14 protein-coding genes are annotated in these 14998 nt (G+C 74.5%); 11 read left to right on the forward strand and 3 right to left on the reverse strand.

From position 1 onward, the window contains the following. The first annotated feature begins 60 nt into the window (after nucleotides 1–60). The 5 genes from FHX40_RS06700 (at nucleotide 61) to FHX40_RS06720 (ending at nucleotide 3774) form a co-directional block, all read left to right on the forward strand. Nucleotides 61–1341, forward strand: a complete 1281-nt coding sequence (locus tag FHX40_RS06700) for an AI-2E family transporter (protein WP_229788641.1) — start codon at nucleotides 61–63, stop codon at nucleotides 1339–1341. Nucleotides 1342–1381: 40 nt separating this feature from the next. Beyond that, nucleotides 1382–1819, forward strand: coding sequence for a dUTP diphosphatase (gene dut / locus FHX40_RS06705; protein ID WP_142258805.1), 438 nt, complete (start codon nucleotides 1382–1384; stop codon nucleotides 1817–1819). A gap of 84 nt (nucleotides 1820–1903) precedes the next feature. Continuing rightward, nucleotides 1904–2581: a DUF3710 domain-containing protein gene (locus tag FHX40_RS06710; protein WP_229788643.1), complete on the forward strand. Its 678-nt coding sequence runs from the start codon at nucleotides 1904–1906 to the stop codon at nucleotides 2579–2581. A 48-nt stretch (nucleotides 2582–2629) separates the two neighbouring features. Beyond that, nucleotides 2630–3043, forward strand: a complete 414-nt coding sequence (locus FHX40_RS06715; RefSeq protein ID WP_142258806.1) for an OB-fold nucleic acid binding domain-containing protein — start codon at nucleotides 2630–2632, stop codon at nucleotides 3041–3043. Then, nucleotides 3040–3774: a DUF3159 domain-containing protein gene (locus FHX40_RS06720; RefSeq protein WP_142258807.1), complete on the forward strand. Its 735-nt coding sequence runs from the start codon at nucleotides 3040–3042 to the stop codon at nucleotides 3772–3774. Before FHX40_RS06715 ends, FHX40_RS06720 begins: the two co-directional genes overlap by 4 nt. A gap of 60 nt (nucleotides 3775–3834) precedes the next feature. On the opposite strand, the gene FHX40_RS06725 is transcribed toward FHX40_RS06720, so the two are convergent. Further along, nucleotides 3835–4494, reverse strand: a complete 660-nt coding sequence (locus tag FHX40_RS06725) for a potassium channel family protein (protein WP_142258808.1) — start codon at nucleotides 4492–4494, stop codon at nucleotides 3835–3837. Continuing rightward, nucleotides 4494–5156, reverse strand: coding sequence for a potassium channel family protein (locus tag FHX40_RS06730; protein ID WP_142258809.1), 663 nt, complete (start codon nucleotides 5154–5156; stop codon nucleotides 4494–4496). The genes FHX40_RS06725 and FHX40_RS06730 overlap by 1 nt, the downstream gene beginning before the upstream one ends. A 158-nt stretch (nucleotides 5157–5314) precedes the next feature. Between FHX40_RS06730 and FHX40_RS06735 the strand changes: the two genes are divergently transcribed. Both FHX40_RS06735 and FHX40_RS06740 read left to right on the forward strand, forming a co-directional pair. Further along, the gene (locus FHX40_RS06735) at nucleotides 5315–7345 is read left to right on the forward strand and encodes an APC family permease (protein ID WP_142258810.1); all 2031 of its coding nucleotides are present in this window, start codon (nucleotides 5315–5317) and stop codon (nucleotides 7343–7345) included. Continuing rightward, the gene (locus FHX40_RS06740) at nucleotides 7342–8634 is read left to right on the forward strand and encodes a class I SAM-dependent RNA methyltransferase (RefSeq protein ID WP_142258811.1); all 1293 of its coding nucleotides are present in this window, start codon (nucleotides 7342–7344) and stop codon (nucleotides 8632–8634) included. Before FHX40_RS06735 ends, FHX40_RS06740 begins: the two co-directional genes overlap by 4 nt. Before the next feature lie 61 nt (nucleotides 8635–8695). Here the strand turns inward: FHX40_RS06740 and FHX40_RS25010 are convergent, their stop codons facing one another. Further along, nucleotides 8696–9220 (reverse strand): hypothetical protein, encoded by a 525-nt coding sequence (locus FHX40_RS25010; protein WP_170198743.1) that lies wholly within the window; start codon nucleotides 9218–9220, stop codon nucleotides 8696–8698. A gap of 169 nt (nucleotides 9221–9389) precedes the next feature. On the opposite strand from FHX40_RS25010, the gene FHX40_RS06745 reads away from it, so the two are divergent. From FHX40_RS06745 to FHX40_RS26030, 4 genes are all read left to right on the forward strand, one after another. Continuing rightward, nucleotides 9390–10313 (forward strand): LLM class F420-dependent oxidoreductase, encoded by a 924-nt coding sequence (locus tag FHX40_RS06745; protein WP_142258812.1) that lies wholly within the window; start codon nucleotides 9390–9392, stop codon nucleotides 10311–10313. Between the two features lie 76 nt (nucleotides 10314–10389). Then, nucleotides 10390–11847, forward strand: coding sequence for a 3' terminal RNA ribose 2'-O-methyltransferase Hen1 (locus tag FHX40_RS06750; RefSeq protein WP_142258813.1), 1458 nt, complete (start codon nucleotides 10390–10392; stop codon nucleotides 11845–11847). After that, on the forward strand, nucleotides 11847–14543 hold the full coding sequence (locus FHX40_RS06755; RefSeq protein ID WP_142258814.1) for a polynucleotide kinase-phosphatase: 2697 nt from the start codon (nucleotides 11847–11849) through the stop codon (nucleotides 14541–14543). Before FHX40_RS06750 ends, FHX40_RS06755 begins: the two co-directional genes overlap by 1 nt. 160 nt (nucleotides 14544–14703) lie before the next feature. After that, the gene (locus FHX40_RS26030) at nucleotides 14704–14838 is read left to right on the forward strand and encodes a hypothetical protein (RefSeq protein WP_280525102.1); all 135 of its coding nucleotides are present in this window, start codon (nucleotides 14704–14706) and stop codon (nucleotides 14836–14838) included. The last annotated feature ends 160 nt before the right edge of the window (nucleotides 14839–14998 follow it).

Raw genomic sequence — 14998 nt, forward strand, 5'->3', positions numbered from 1 at the left:
ATTCCGGACCTCGCCCGTTTCCCGTGCGCATCGGCGCCGCCGGCATGACAGGCTTGACGTGTGATCCCCGATAGCCACAACCGCCGTGCGCCGAGCGTGCCGCCGGTGCTCGCCACGCTGGCCGCGTGGAGCTGGCGACTGATCGTGGTCGGTGTGGTCGTCTACTTCTTCGCCCAGATCGTGGTGACGCTGCGCTTCGTCGCCCTGCCGGTGGCGATCGCGCTGCTGCTCACCGCCCTGCTCTTCCCGCTCACCGACGGGCTGCGGCGGGTCGGGCTGAACTCGATGGCGGCGACCTGGCTCACCATGCTCACGGCGTTCGCCGTGCTGGGCATCACCGGCTGGATCGTCGGGGCGCGCGCCAACGAGGAGTTCCCGAACCTGGTCCAGCAGGTGCAGGACACCGCCCGGGACATCCAGGACTGGCTCATCCACGGCCCGCTCGGGCTGCGCGAGTCCCAGCTCGCCGACATGGTCGCCGAGGTGACCCGGCAGCTCAACGAGCAGCGGGCGGCGATCACCGGCACCTTGGTGACCGGCGCGGCCGTCGCCATCGAGGTGCTCGCCGGTCTCGTGCTCGTGCTGTTCGTCACGTTCTTCCTGCTCAAGGACGGCGAGCGGATCTGGAAGTGGTTCCTCAAGGCGTTCGGCTCGGCCACGCCCCGGGTGGACCGCGCCGGGCGCGCCGCGTGGCGCACCCTCTCGCAGTACGTGCAGGGCACCGTGATCGTCGCCGCGGTGCACGGGGTCATCATGGGCATCGTGCTCGCCGGCATGGGCGTGCCGCTGTGGGCGCCGCTCGCCGTACTGATCTTCCTGGCGAGCTTCATCCCGATCGTCGGCATCTTCTTCGCCGGTGGCCTCGCCACGCTCGTCACCCTCGGCGCGCAGGGGCCGATCTACGCGCTGGTCTTCGTCGGCATCCTTGTGGTGGAGCAGCAGCTCGAGAACCACGTGCTGCAGCCGCTGATCGTCGGCCGGGCGGTGCGGTTCCACCCGCTCGCGATCATCCTCGTGCTCGGCGTCGGCGGCGTGCTCGCCGGGATCACCGGCGCGGCGGTCGCCGTACCGATCGCGGCCGTGCTCTACCGGGCGCTGCCCGAGCTGTTCCGCGAGCAGGCCGCCCTCCCGCCGCCGCCCGGCGGAACCGCCGCCGAGCGGCCGCCGGCCCCGCCCGAGGAGCCGCCCGCCGGCCCGGACGAGGAGACCGGGGAGGATTCCGGCGAACGGGCCGGCTCCGGGCGCTCCGGCGGCGGCGCCGAGGAGGCCGGGCCGTCCGGCGAGGGCTCCGCGGCCGAGCGGGAGGGCGCGGACGACGTGTCCCGGCCGCGCAGCCGGTAAGGTCTGCGTTCGTGACGAGAACCGCGGCCGGAGGTGATCGATGAGCGTCGAGGTGTTGATCCAGCGGCTCGACCCGGACCTGCCGCCGCCGGCCTACGCCCACCCGGGCGACGCCGGGGCGGACCTCCACGCGCGCGAGGACGTCGAGCTGCTGCCGGGCGAGCGCGCGGTGGTGCCCACCGGGATCGCGATCGCCCTGCCCGACGGGTACGCCGCGTTCGTGCACCCGCGGTCCGGCCTCGCCGCCCGGCTGGGGGTCACCCTGGTGAACGCGCCCGGCACGATCGACGCCGGCTACCGGGGCGAGATCAAGGTGACCCTGATCAACACCGACACGAAGAACACGGTACGGCTGCGCCGCGGCGACCGGATCGCCCAGCTCGTGATCCAGCGGGTGGAGCGGGCACGGTTCCATGAGGTGGAGCGCCTGCCGGGCTCGGCACGAGGCGAGAACGGCTTCGGCTCGACGGGCCGGTAGTCCCGGCGGGCGAGGGCCGGCGGCACCGCCGCCGGAGGTCGCCGGGTGCCACCACGAGGACAGCGGATTGGGAGAGTGAGAGCAGTGTTGCGACTTCGCCGCCGCCGCGAGCGGGAGCCCGCGGCATCGGCCGTCGAGGAGACGCCCGCGCCGCAGCGCGAGTCCGGTCCCTGGGACGCCGACGAGCCCTACCCGGAGCGGGAACGCATCGACCTGGGCGGCATGCAGCTGCCCATCGGGCCCGGGTTCGAGGTGCAGCTCAACGTCGCCGGGGACCAGATCGTCGGCGCGGTGATCCTGGTGGACGGCAGCGCGCTGCAGGTGCACGCGTTCGCCGCGCCGAAGAGCACCGGGATCTGGGACGAGGTGCGCGCCGAGCTCAAGCGCGAGCTCGCCGCGAACGGCGGCTCCGCCGAGGAGGTCGAGGGCCCGTTCGGCGTGGAGCTCGCCGCCAAGGTCAGGCAGGGGGACGACGTGCACCCGGTGCGGTTCTGCGGCATCGACGGGCCGCGCTGGTTCCTGCGCGCGGTGTTCAGCGGCAAGGCCGCGACCGACCCGGAGGCCGCCGCGCCGCTGGAGGACGTGGTCCGCGACATCGTCGTGGTGCGCGGCGACGGGCCGATGCCGCCCAAGGAGCCGATCGAGCTGCGGCTGCCGCCCGAGGCACGGCAGGCGATCGAGCAGCAGCAGGCCGCCGCCGCGTCCGGCCGTCCCGCCGTCGACCCGCTCCGTCGCGGCCCCGAGATGACGGAGACCCGCTGAGCTCGCCTACCCTGGACGGCGACGGCACGTCCGAGGGGTGGGTGACCGATGGGGACCGAGCCTCGTGCGGGGCGACCGGGCGAGCGGCCGAGGACCGGCGGGCTGCGCGGCCTGCTGCGGCGGCTCACTGCCGGCCTCGACGAGCTTGAGGCGGAGGAGCTGCGCGAGGACCTGGGTGCGGAGAACGCCACGCCGATCGCCGCGTGTGCCGAGCGGCGCAGGTTCCGCGTCGTGGGTACGCTACGCACCGTGACCCTGCGGCCGAGAGGCGGCGCTCCCGCCCTGGAGGCGGAGCTGTACGACGGCTCCGACGTGATCGATCTCGTCTGGCTGGGCCGGCGCAAGATCATCGGCATCGAGCCGGGCCGGGTGGTCCTGGCCGAGGGCCTGGTGAGCGTGCAGGACGGCCGCAAGGTGATGTTCAATCCCCGGTACGAACTGCGTCCCATGGGTGGTCAATGACCGACGGTCAGGAAAGGGCGGGCGGCATGGACTCGGCCGAACCCACGGCGGCACCGGCGCGCCCGGCGGCGGCGCCCGGCGGCGCGTACGACATCGCCGCGTACGACACTGTGGAGGCCGCCGTGCGGGCCCAGCTCGCCAAGGCGCTCGGCGGCAGGCGCGGCATCCTCGAGGCCGCCGTGCCCACCATCGCGTTCACGCTGAGCTGGATCACCACCGAGCAGCTCCGGCTCAGCCTCGCGATCAGCATCGGCACGGCCGTGCTGCTGCTGGTGGTGCGCCTGGTCCAGCGGTCCACACCGCAGTTCGTGCTCAACAGCCTCGTCGGCATCGGCATCGGCGCGTTCCTCGCCACCCGGACCGGTGAGGCGAAGGACGTGTTCCTGCCCGGCATCCTGTACAACGCCGCGTACGCCGCGGGCATGCTGCTGTCGATCGTCACCCGGTGGCCGGTGGTGGGCTTCCTGGTCGGGGCGATCACCGGCGAGGTGACGGCCTGGCGGTCGGACCCGGGCATGGTGCGGCTCTGCTCGCGGCTCACCTGGCTGCTGCTCGCCCCGTGCGCGCTGCGCGTGGCGGTGCAGCTTCCGCTCTACTACGCCGACCAGGTCGCCGTGCTCGGGGTGAGCAAGGTGGTGCTGGGCTGGCCGCTGCAGGTCGCCGCGTTCGCGGCGATGGTGTGGGTGCTCGCCCGCGGCCGTACCCCGATCGCGAAATCCGACCGCGCCTGAGCCGCGCCGCCCGGCGGCGCCCCGCGGGCACCGGGCGCCCGGGCCGCGGGGCGGGCGACGTCAGTGCGGGGACAGCAGCTGGGCGAGCTCGTGCTCGACCTCCTGGCTCGCCACGAAGAGCAGCTCGTCCCCGGCCTCCAGCGGGTCGTTCGCGGACGGCACGAGCACCCGGCCCTCGCGCAGGATCGCCACCAGGGCCGAGTCCGGCGGCCAGGGCACCGCGCCGGCCCGCTGGCCGACCACGGGCGCGTCCTCGGGCAGGGTGAGTTCGACGAGGTTCGCCTGGCCCTGCCGGAAGGTCATCAGCCGCACCAGGTCGCCGACGCTCACCGCCTCCTCGACGAGCGCGCTGAGCAGCCGCGGGGTGGACACCGCCACGTCCACGCCCCACGACTCGTTGAACAGCCACTCGTTCTTGGGGTGGTTGATGCGGGCGACCACCCGGGGCACGCCGTACTCGGTCTTGGCGAGCAGCGAGACCACCAGGTTCACCTTGTCGTCACCGGTCGCGGCGACCACCACCTGGCAGTCGGCGAGGCCCGCCTCGTCGAGCGAGGCGATCTCGCAGGCGTCGGCGAGCAGCCACTCCGCCTCCGGCACCGTGTCGATCTTGATCGCCTTCGGGTCGGCGTCGATGAGCAGCACCTGGTGGCCGTTCTGCAGGAGCTCGGCGGCGATGGAGCGGCCGACGGCCCCCGCGCCGGCGATGGCGACGCGCATCAGTCCTCCTCGGGGATGCTCGAGAGCACCTTGTGAATGCGGTCCATGTCGCGTTCGGCCGCGATCACGTGCAGGATGTCGCCCTCCTGCAGGACCATGTCCGGCCGCGGCAGCAGCGCCTCGCCCATGCGGTTGACGAACGCCACTCGGGCGGCGATCGCCTGCTCGATCCGGGGGATCGTGACGCCGATCCAGGCGGTGTTGAACACGACCTCGGCGAGGATCACGGTACCGGTGGGGTCGCGCCACAGCGGCTCGGCGCCCTCCGGCAGGATGCGGCGCAGGATCTGGTCCGCGGTCCACCGCACGGTGGCCACCGTGGGGATGCCGAGGCGCTGGTAGACCTCGGCCCGGCGCGGGTCGTAGATGCGCGCCACCACGTTCTCCACGCCGAAGGTCTCCCGCGCCACCCGGGCGGAGATCACGTTCGAGTTGTCGCCGCTGCTCACCGCGATGAACGCCCCGGCGGTCTCGATGCCGGCCTCGATGAGCACGTCGCGGTCGAACCCGATGCCGGTCACCCGGCGCCCGCGGAACCCGGCGCGCAGGCGGCGGAACGCCTGGGGGTCACGGTCGATGATGGCCACCGAATGGCCGTTGTCCTCGAGGATATGGGCGAGGGTGGAGCCGACCCGGCCACATCCCATGATCACGATATGCATGTTCCCCCGCCGTTCGGTGAGGCGGCAGTCGTCCTGTTTTCCGTCGAACCGGCCGGCAGTGTGCCGTCCCTGACTACCTCTATCAGGTCAGTATGGCCTGTCCCGGGCAAGGTGTCCGGTGGCGCCCGATGCCGGCGGCGCGGATAGCATCGGCAGACGTGGCGAAGGCAACGGATCTGGCGAAACGCCTGCTGGTCGGCCCGGCGCTGCGCACCGGGCGGGCGCCGGGGCAGCTGCTGCCCAAGCGGGTCGCGCTTCCGGTCTTCGCCAGCGACGCGCTCTCGTCGGTCGCGTACGCCCCCCAGGAGATCCTGATCACGCTCGGCGTGGCCGGGTTCGCCGCCTACCACTTCACGCCGTGGATCGCCGGGGCCGTGCTCGTGGTGCTGCTCACGGTGGTCGCGTCGTACCGGCACACCGTGCGCGCCTACCAGAGCGGCGGTGGCGACTTCGAGGTGGCGATGACCAACCTCGGGCCGAAGTTCGGCATCGCCGTGGCGGGGTCGCTGCTCGTCGACTACGTGCTCACCGTCGCGGTGTCGATCTCCTCGGCCGTGGAGAACTTCGGCGCGGTCGTGCCGTTCGTGCGGGAGCACAAGGTCGGCGTCGCGATCGCGCTCGTCGCCCTGCTCACCCTGATCAACCTGCGCGGCGTGCGGGAGTCCGGGCTCGCGTTCGCGCTGCCCACGTACGCGTTCGTGGCCGCGATGTTCGCCATGATCGTCTGGGGCGGGACGCGGCTCGCCCTCGGCGAGGAGCTGCGCGCCGAGACCGCCGACCACACAGTGCGCGGCGACGACATGGGCCTCACCGGGCTCGCCCTGGTGTTCCTGCTGCTGCGCGCGTTCTCCTCCGGCTGCGCCGCGCTCACCGGCGTGGAGGCGATCAGCAACTGCGTGCCCGCGTTCCGCAAGCCCAAGGGGCGGAACGCGGCGACCACCCTGGGCGTGCTCGGCCTGCTCGCGATGCTGATGTTCGCCGGCGTCACCGGGCTCGCCTACGCGGTCGGGGCCAAGTTCGGCGACCCGTCCCAGGGCAGCCACCTGTACGACCCGTCGGGCCGCGAGGTGACCGCGGACCCGGTGCTCATCCAGGTGGCGCGGACCGTGTTCGACCACTTCCCGATCGGCGTGCACGCGGTCGCGGTGGTCACCGTGCTCATCCTCGTGCTCGCCGCGAACACCGCGTTCAACGGCTTCCCGGTGCTCGGCTCGGTGCTCGCCCAGAACCGCTACCTGCCCCGGCAGCTGCACACCCGCGGCGACCGGCTCGCGTTCAGCAACGGCATCCTGCTGCTCGCCGTGGCCGCGGGCGCGCTGATCTACGCGTTCCACGCCGAGGTCACCCGGCTCGTGCAGCTCTACATCGTCGGCGTGTTCGTCGCGTTCACCATCAGCCAGTACGGCATGGTGCGGCACTGGAACCGGGAGCTCGCCCGGGAGCGCGACCCGCGGGCCCGGGCGCGCATGCGGCGGTCCCGGGCGGTCAACGCCTTCGGCTGCTTCCTCACCGGGCTCGTGCTCATCGTGGTGCTGGTGAGCAAGTTCACCCACGGCGCGTGGATCGCCGTCGCGATCATGGTGCTGCTCTTCCTGCTCATGCGCGGCATCCGGCGGCACTATGACAACATCGCCGCCGAGCTCGCCGTACCCGAGGGCACCTACCTCGACGAGTCGATCCGGCCCGCGCGCAACCACGCGATCGTGCTCGTCTCCCAGATCCACAAGCCCACGCTGCGCTCCCTGGCGTACGCCCAGGCGACCCGGCCGTACTCGCTGGAGGCGCTCACCGTCGCGGTCGACGCCGAGGAGGCCCGCAGGCTGCAGGAGGAGTGGGAGGCCCGGGGCATCGAGGTGCCGCTGAAGATCCTCGACTCGCCGTACCGGGAGATCACCCGGCCGGTGCTCGACTACGTCCGCAAGCTGCGCCGCCGCTCGCCCCGGGACGTGATCACCGTGTTCATCCCGGAGTACGTCGTCGGCCGGTGGTGGGAACACCTGCTGCACAACCAGAGCGCCCTTAGGCTGAAGGGGCGGCTGCTGTTCCAGCCGGGGGTCATGGTGACCAGCGTGCCGTGGCAGCTCCACTCCTCCGACCGCCGGAAGAGCAACCCGGACCGGGACGGCGCACGCCCGGTACGGCGCCCCTCGGACGGCCGGCACAGGGACGACGACCGGGACGGACGATGATCGAGCTTGAGGTGGGCAACGTCGCCAACGGCGGCTGGTGCGTGGCCCGGCACGAGGGCCGGGTGGTGTTCGTGCGCCACGCCCTGCCGGGGGAGCGGGTACGCGCCCGGATCACCGAGGAGACCGCGCGCTTCCTGCGCGCCGACGCCGTCGAGGTGCTGCGGCCGTCCCCGGACCGGGTGACCCCGCCGTGCCCGTACGCCGGGCCGGGCAGATGCGGCGGCTGCGACTGGCAGCACGCCACGCCCGAGGCCCAGCGGGCGCTGAAGGCCCGGGTGGTGGCCGAGCAGCTGGAGCGGCTCGCCGGGATCCGGCGGCAGGTCACCGTCGAGGAGGTGCCGGGCGCGCCCGGCGGCCTCGGCTGGCGCACCCGGGTGCGGTTCGCCGTGCGCCCCGACGGCGTGGTGGGGCTGCGGCGGCACCGCTCGCACGAGATCGAGCCGGTGGACGCCTGCCTCATCGCCCACCCCGAGGTGGAGAAGATCGGCGTGGCGGCCCGCAACTGGCGCGGCGCCGCGGCGGTGGAGGCGGTCGCCTCCGGCGCCGGGGACCGTGCCGTGGTCGTCGCCCTCCCGCCGGGACGCCGCGGCGGGCGCGGGCGGGGCCGCCGCGCGGACGAGGCGATCGAGGTGCCGGACATCGACGCCTCGGTCGCGGTCGTGGCCGAGGAGGACGGGCACGCCAGGGCGGTGCGGGGCCGCGCCGAGGTGCGGGAGCGCGCGGGCGGCCGCACCTTCCAGGTGGCCGCGAACGGCTTCTGGCAGATCCACCCGGGCGCCGCGCAGACCCTGCTCGACGCGGTCATGCGCTTCGCCGACCCGCGCCCCGGCGAGTGGGCGCTCGACCTGTACTGCGGGGCCGGGCTGTTCACCGCGGCGCTCGCCGAGGCCGTGGGCGAGGAGGGCGCCGTGCTCGGGGTGGAGGTGGACCGCGACGCGGTCCGCAACGCCCGCCGCAACCTGCGCGACCTGCCGCAGGCGCGCGTCGAGCGGGGCAGGATCGAGCCCGCCCTCGACGCCGCCGGGGTGGAGCGGGCCGACATCGTCGTCGTCGATCCGCCGCGCGCCGGGCTCGGCCGGAGCGTCGTCGACCGGATCGCGGCGCTGGAGGCCGACCGGATCGTGTACGTCTCCTGCGACCCGGCCACGATGGCGCGGGACATCGACTGGCTCGCCGGGCACGGCTACCGGCTGGCCGCGCTGCGTGCCTTCGACGCCTTCCCGATGACCGCGCACGTGGAGTGCGTGGCCCTGCTGGAGCCGGAGGCGCGGCCCGCGCGTCGCCGCTGACCCGCGGCGCGGCCGGGGCGCCGTCACCCGGCCACGGCGGTCCGGTGGCCCCGGCGCGGGGTCAGCCGGACGGGCCGAGCCCGTCGATTCGGTGCGCGGAGGACCGGGTCGGGCGCAGCTGGGCGGCCGAGTGGCAGCCCGGCATGGCGGCGGCCGGCGGGGGAGGCGACGGCGTGGGGGACGGCGGCGTTTCGGGCACCGGCCCGGACCGGGGTGACCGCGCCAGGGGCGCCGGGGACGAGGCCCGCGGCGACGGGGGTGGACACCCGGCCGCCTCGCCGTCGGCCGGGTCCGGGTCCGCCGTCGTGGTCGCCTCGCCCGTCGGTGGCCCGGCGGCCGGCGGGTCTGAGCCGGGGACGGGCGCCGCCGCCGAGGCGGTGGCCGGCGGGCGGGACGGCCCCCGGGCGGAGTGCGTGGGCGGGTGCGGGGTCGGCCGCTCCGGCGACGCCGTGGTGGTCCCGGTCGCGGCGGTGGGCGGCAGGCGGGGCATGCCCGCGGGGAGCAGCCACATGGCGAGGCCGGTGGCGACCACCAGCGCCGCCGCCGCGAGGTAGACCAGGGAGCGCGGGGGATTGCCCTCGTTCATCCGATCACCACTCATCGTCGCGTGACGATTACCGTGCGCTTGGGATGGTTGCACCATAACAACCCGCATCCACGCGGGCGCGTACGGTCACCGAAACGTGACGGGACGGAGACGGGGGTGCGGTGCCGTCCGCCGTGGGGAACGATGGCGGAAGGTCCATAATGTCGGCATGCTTCTGAGGATCTTCACCGAGCCGCAGCAGGGTGCCACCTACGACGACCTGCTGCGCGTGGCCCAGGCGACGGAACGGCTCGGCTTCGATGCCTTCTTCCGCTCCGACCACTACATGCGCATCGGCCCCGGCGACCACGGTCCCGGCTCCACCGACGCCTGGATCACCCTGGCCGGTCTCGCCCGGGAGACCTCCCGGATCCGGCTGGGCACGCTGGTGTCGCCGGCCACGTTCCGGCTGCCCGGCCCGCTGGCGATCAGCGTGGCCCAGGTGGACCAGATGAGCGGCGGCCGCGTCGAGCTCGGCTTCGGCGCGGGCTGGTACGACGCCGAGCACACCGCGTACGGCATCCCGTTCCCCCCGCAGCGGGACCGGTTCGCGCGGTACGAGGAGCAGCTGGAGATCATCAGCGGCCTGTGGAGCACGCCCGAGGGGTCCACCTACTCGTTCGAGGGCGCGCACTACCGGGTGGCCGACTCGCCCGCCCTGCCCAAGCCGGTGCAGCGCCCCCGCCCGCCGATCATCGTCGGCGGCGTCGGCCCCACCCGCACCCCGCGCCTGGCGGCCCGCTTCGCCGACGAGTACAACGTGCCGTTCCGCACGGTCGCCGAGACCGAGGCGGCGTACGGGCGGGTGCGCGAGGCCTGCGCGAAGATCGGCCGCGAGTCGATCCGGCTGTCCGCGGCCCAGACGATCGTGGTCGGCGCGAACGAGGCCGAGGCCAAGCGGCGGGCCGAGGCGATCGGCCGTGACCTGGCGGAGCTGCGGGAGGCGGGTCTCGGCGGCACCCCCGGCGAGGTGCTGGAGAAGATCGGCGAGTTCGCCAAGCTCGGCTGCGAGCGCCTCTACCTCCAGATCCTCGACCTGAACGACCTCGAGCACCTGGAGCTGATCGCGGCGGAGATCCTGCCGCATGTCTGACCCGGTCTCCGGGCGGGCCACCGGGCGACGTTAATCGGTGGCGGGTCGAATCGGGCCTGCGGAACAATCCGGGAGCGTGCTGCTCACGATCTCCACCACACTGCGGCCCGCCACCGACCTCGGCTTCCTGCTGCACAAGCATCCCGACCGGGTGCAGGAGTTCGGCCGGTCGTTCGGCACGGCGCGGGTGTTCTACCCGGAGGCGACCGCCGAGCGCTGCACGGCCGCCCTCCTGCTGGAGATCGACCCGGTACGGCTCGCCCGCACCGGCCGGAACCTCGCCGACACGAGCCTCGCCCAGTACGTCAACGACCGGCCGTACGCGGCGTCGTCGCTGCTCGCGGTGGCGCTCGGGGACGTGTTCCGCACCGCGCGGCTCGGCCGCTGCGACGCCCGGCCGGAGCTCGCCGCGGCCCCGATCCCGCTGGAGATCGGCATCCCGGCGCTGCCGTGCACCGGCGGGCCGGAGATCGCGCACCGGGTGTTCGCGCCGCTCGGCTGGGCGGTGGACGCCCGCCCGATCCCGCTCGACGAGCGCTTCCCCGAGTGGGGCGACTCGCGCTACCTGCGGCTGCGGCTGCGCGGCGAGCTGCGGCTCGCCGACGCGCTCAACCAGCTGTACGTGCTGCTGCCGGTGCTCGACTCGGCCAAGCACTACTGGATCGCCCCGGACGAGGTGGACAAGCTGATCCGGGCCGGTGGCGGCTGGCTCGCCACCCACCCGGAGAGGGCGCTGATCACCCGCCGGTACCTGGGCCGCCGCGCGGACCTGACCCGCGAGGCGTTCGCCCGCCTCGCCGAGCTCGGCGACGACGTGGCCGAGTCCCTGGAGCCGCCGGTGGAGGAGGACCCCGCCGCGGGCGACGAGGCGGCCCCGGCGGAGGAGGAGCGGGGCGGCGGCACGCCACTCAACACGCTGCGGCACGAGGCGGTGCTCGCCGCCCTCGAGGAGACCGGCGCCCGCACCGTGATCGACCTCGGCTGCGGCTCGGGCCGGCTGCTCGCCGAGCTGCTCGACCGCCCGCACTTCACCAAGGTCACCGGGGTCGACGTGTCGGCCCACGCCCTCGGCCTCGCCGCGCGCCGGCTGCGGATCGACCGCATGCCGGAACCGCGGCACGCCCGGCTGCAGCTGTTCCAGGCGGCGCTCACCTACACCGACCCGCGCTTCGCCGGGTACGACGCGGCCGTGCTGATGGAGGTGATCGAGCACGTCGACCCGCCGCGCCTGGCCGCGCTGGAGAAGGTGGTGTTCGGCACCGCCCGGCCCGGGCACGTGATCGTCACCACGCCGAACGCCGAGTACAACGTGCGCTACCCCGGCCTGCGCGAGCGGGCCGGGTCCGGCCGCCCGGCCCTGCGCCACCCCGACCACCGCTTCGAGTGGGACCGGCGCGAGTTCGCCGGCTGGACCGCCCACGTCGCCTCCCGGTACGGCTACCGCGCCGAGATCCGCCCGGTCGGCGACGACGACCCCGAGGTGGGCCCGCCCACCCAGATGGCGATCTTCACCCGTACGGAGGGAGGCCGCTGATGGCCGAGACCGACGCCACGCCCCCGGACGCCCCGGACCGGGACACCCCGGACGCGGCCGCCGCGGAGCCCGCGGCCCGTGCCGCGCGGGCGGCGGCGCCGGGCGGCGCCACCCCGGCCACCCCGCCGACGGACGCCCCGGACGCCCCGGCGGAGAACCCGGTGGAGGGGCCGGTGGTGAGCCTGCCCGAGCTGTCGCTCGTGCTGCTCGTGGGCGTGTCCGGCAGCGGCAAGTCGACGTTCGCGCGCCGCCACTTCGCGCCCACCCAGGTGATCTCCTCCGACTTCTGCCGCGGGCTGGTCTCCGACGACGAGACCGACCAGTCCGCCACCGCGGACGCCTTCGACGTGCTCCACCACATCGTGGGCGTCCGGCTGCGGCGCGGCCTGCTCACCGTGGTCGACGCCACCAACGTGCAGCACGAGGCCCGCAGGCGGTTGCTCGATCTCGCCAGGAATCACGACGTGCTCGCCGACGCGATCGTGCTCGACGTGCCGGAGGGGGTGGCGGCCGCCCGCAACGCCGGACGGCCGGACCGCGACTTCGGCCGCCACGTGATCGCCCGGCAGCGCCGCGACCTGCGCCGCTCGCTGCCCCGCATGGACCGCGAGGGCTTCCGCCGGGTGCACGTGCTGCGCGGTGTGGAGCAGATCGACGCCGCCCGCGTCGTGTTCGAGCGGGCGTGGACCGACCGCCGCGACCTGACCGGGCCGTTCGACATCATCGGCGACGTGCACGGCTGCCGCGCCGAGCTGGAGGCCCTGCTGACCCGGCTCGGCTGGCGGATCGACCGCGACGAGCACGGCCGGCCGTACGGCGCGAGCCACCCGGAGGGCCGCATCGCGGTGTTCGTCGGCGACCTGGTGGACCGCGGGCCGGACACCCCGGGCGTGCTGCGCCTGGTGATGGGCATGGTCGAGGCGGGCACCGCGCTGTGCGTGTGCGGCAACCACGAGCAGAAGCTCGCCCGGGCGCTCGCCGGGCGCAAGGTCACGATCTCCCACGGCCTGCGGGAGTCGCTCGACCAGCTCGCCGCCTGCCCGCCGGAGTTCACCGAGGCGGCCCGCCGGTTCCTCGACGGGCTGATCAGCCACTACCGGCTCGACGGCGGGCGGCTGGTGGTCGCGCACGCCGGGCTGAAGGAGGAGTACCACGGCCGGGCGAGCGCCCGGGTCCGGTCGTTCGCCCTGTACGGCGACACCACCGGCGAGACCGACGAGTACGGCCTGCCGGTGCGCCGGCCGTGGGCCGAGGAGTACCGCGGCCGGGCGATGGTGGTCTACGGGCACACCCCGACGCTCCGGCCGGAGTGGGTGAACAACACGATCTGCGTGGACACCGGGTGCGTGTTCGGCGGCTCGCTCACCGCGCTGCGCTACCCGGAGCGGGAGCTGGTGTCGGTCCCGGCCGAGCGGGTGTGGTTCGAGCCGGTCCGGCCGCTCGCCGCGCCCGCGGTACGCCGGGAGCCGGGCACCCTCGACATCCGGGACGTGCAGGGCACCCGGCACGTGGAGACCCGGTTCGGCGTCACGGTGAAGGTGCGCGAGGAGAACGCCGCGGCCGCCCTGGAGATCATGAGCCGGTTCGCGGTGGACCCGCGCTGGCTGGTGTACCTGCCGCCGACCATGGCGCCCGCGGAGACCTCCGCGCTCGAGCACTACCTGGAGCACCCGGCCGAGGCGCTCGCCGAGTACGCCGCCGCGGGGGTCGCCGAGGTGGTGTGCGAGGAGAAGCACATGGGGTCCCGGGCGGTGGTCGTGCTCGCCCGCGACGCGGCCGTGGCCGAGTCCCGGTTCGGCGTCGCCGACGCCACCGGCATGGTGTACACCCGCACCGGCCGGCCGTTCTTCGACGACCCGGCGCTCACCGAGGAGCTCGTGGGCCGGCTGCGGGCGCGGGTGGCCGAGGCGGGCCTGTGGCAGGAGCTCGACACCGGGTGGCTGGTGCTCGACTGCGAGCTGCTGCCGTGGTCGGCGAAGGCCGGCGAGCTGATCCGGGAGCAGTACGCGGCGGTGGGGGCGGCGGCGCTCGCCGCGCTGCCGGAGGCGCTCGCCGCGCTCGACGCGGCGGCCGGGCGCGGCCTGGATGTGGGCGGCTTGCGCGACCGCACCCGACGCCGCTTGGAGAACGCTGCCCGGTTCCGCGACGCGTATGCGCGCTACTGCGGCCCGGTGTCCGGCCTCGACGGGATCGGCCTCGCGCCGTTCCAGATCCTCGCCGCCGAGGGCCGGGTGCTCGCCGTCGAGCGGCCGCACTCCTGGCACCTGGAGACGCTGGCGCGGCTCGCCACCGGCGACGGACTGATCATCCCGACCCGGCACGTGTACGTCGCCCTCGCCGACGAGGCGTCCCGCCGGGCCGCGACCGGGTGGTGGGAGGAGCTCACCGATGCGGGCGGCGAGGGCATGGTGGTCAAGCCGCTCGCCCCGCCGACCGGGCGCGTGCAGCCGGGCGTGAAGGTGCGCGGCCGCGAGTATCTGCGCATCATCTACGGTCCCGATTACACCGAGCCAGAGCAGATGCGAGAATTGCGGCATCGTGCCCTGGGTAAGAAGCGGTCCATGGCGTTGCGGGAGTACGCGCTCGGGCTGGAGGCGCTCACCCGGCTGGTGGAGGGTGAGCCGCTGTGGCGGGTCCACGAACCCGTCTTCGCGGTGCTGGCGCTGGAGTCCGAACCGGTCGACCCCCGCCTGTGAGGCGTTCCCGGCGGCAGGACGGCCTCGCCTCGCGCGGGAGCGGCGGCGGGAGTCGCGGTTCCGAGCGGAGACCGGACGGCCACGCGGGCCGGTCGGCGCCCGAGCCCGGGCAGGCGGAGAGTAGCGGGAACCCGGGATGGCGCGTGGGCGCGTGCGGCGGATGTTGAGAGGGCTCTTCGGCCGGGGCGGCCGGCTGGTGCACCTGCGCCACGAGTGGCGGGACATCGAGGTCATCGGCCGGGTGCACATGCAGGAGTGCCCCACCTGCCGCCGCACGCGGATCCGCATCCGATGATCCCGCGGTCGGTACGGCCCGGCGCGAGGGCGGCCCCGAGTGTGCGTCCGCCCGGCCCCCGGGTGAGCCGTGGCGCCGCCGCCCCGGCCACGTGGCGCCGCCGCTGCCGATGGCGGCGCCGGTGGTGGGCGGGCGGGGGTACGGCCGCCGCCGGCGCGGT

Source organism: Thermopolyspora flexuosa, assembly GCF_006716785.1.
Lineage (GTDB): Bacteria > Actinomycetota > Actinomycetes > Streptosporangiales > Streptosporangiaceae > Thermopolyspora > Thermopolyspora flexuosa.

What these genes read in the sequence shown, in the direction of transcription:
- FHX40_RS26030 (WP_280525102.1), top strand. Translation starts at nt 14,704, where the DNA reads ATGTTGAGAGGGCTCTTCGGCCGGGGCGGCCGGCTGGTGCACCTGCGC.
- FHX40_RS06730 (WP_142258809.1), bottom strand. Translation starts at nt 5,156, where the DNA reads ATGCATATCGTGATCATGGGATGTGGCCGGGTCGGCTCCACCCTCGCC.
- FHX40_RS06715 (WP_142258806.1), top strand. Translation starts at nt 2,630, where the DNA reads ATGGGGACCGAGCCTCGTGCGGGGCGACCGGGCGAGCGGCCGAGGACC.
- FHX40_RS06740 (WP_142258811.1), top strand. Translation starts at nt 7,342, where the DNA reads ATGATCGAGCTTGAGGTGGGCAACGTCGCCAACGGCGGCTGGTGCGTG.
- FHX40_RS25010 (WP_170198743.1), bottom strand. Translation starts at nt 9,220, where the DNA reads ATGAACGAGGGCAATCCCCCGCGCTCCCTGGTCTACCTCGCGGCGGCG.
- dut (WP_142258805.1), top strand. Translation starts at nt 1,382, where the DNA reads ATGAGCGTCGAGGTGTTGATCCAGCGGCTCGACCCGGACCTGCCGCCG.
- FHX40_RS06725 (WP_142258808.1), bottom strand. Translation starts at nt 4,494, where the DNA reads ATGCGCGTCGCCATCGCCGGCGCGGGGGCCGTCGGCCGCTCCATCGCC.
- FHX40_RS06720 (WP_142258807.1), top strand. Translation starts at nt 3,040, where the DNA reads ATGACCGACGGTCAGGAAAGGGCGGGCGGCATGGACTCGGCCGAACCC.
- FHX40_RS06755 (WP_142258814.1), top strand. Translation starts at nt 11,847, where the DNA reads ATGGCCGAGACCGACGCCACGCCCCCGGACGCCCCGGACCGGGACACC.
- FHX40_RS06745 (WP_142258812.1), top strand. Translation starts at nt 9,390, where the DNA reads ATGCTTCTGAGGATCTTCACCGAGCCGCAGCAGGGTGCCACCTACGAC.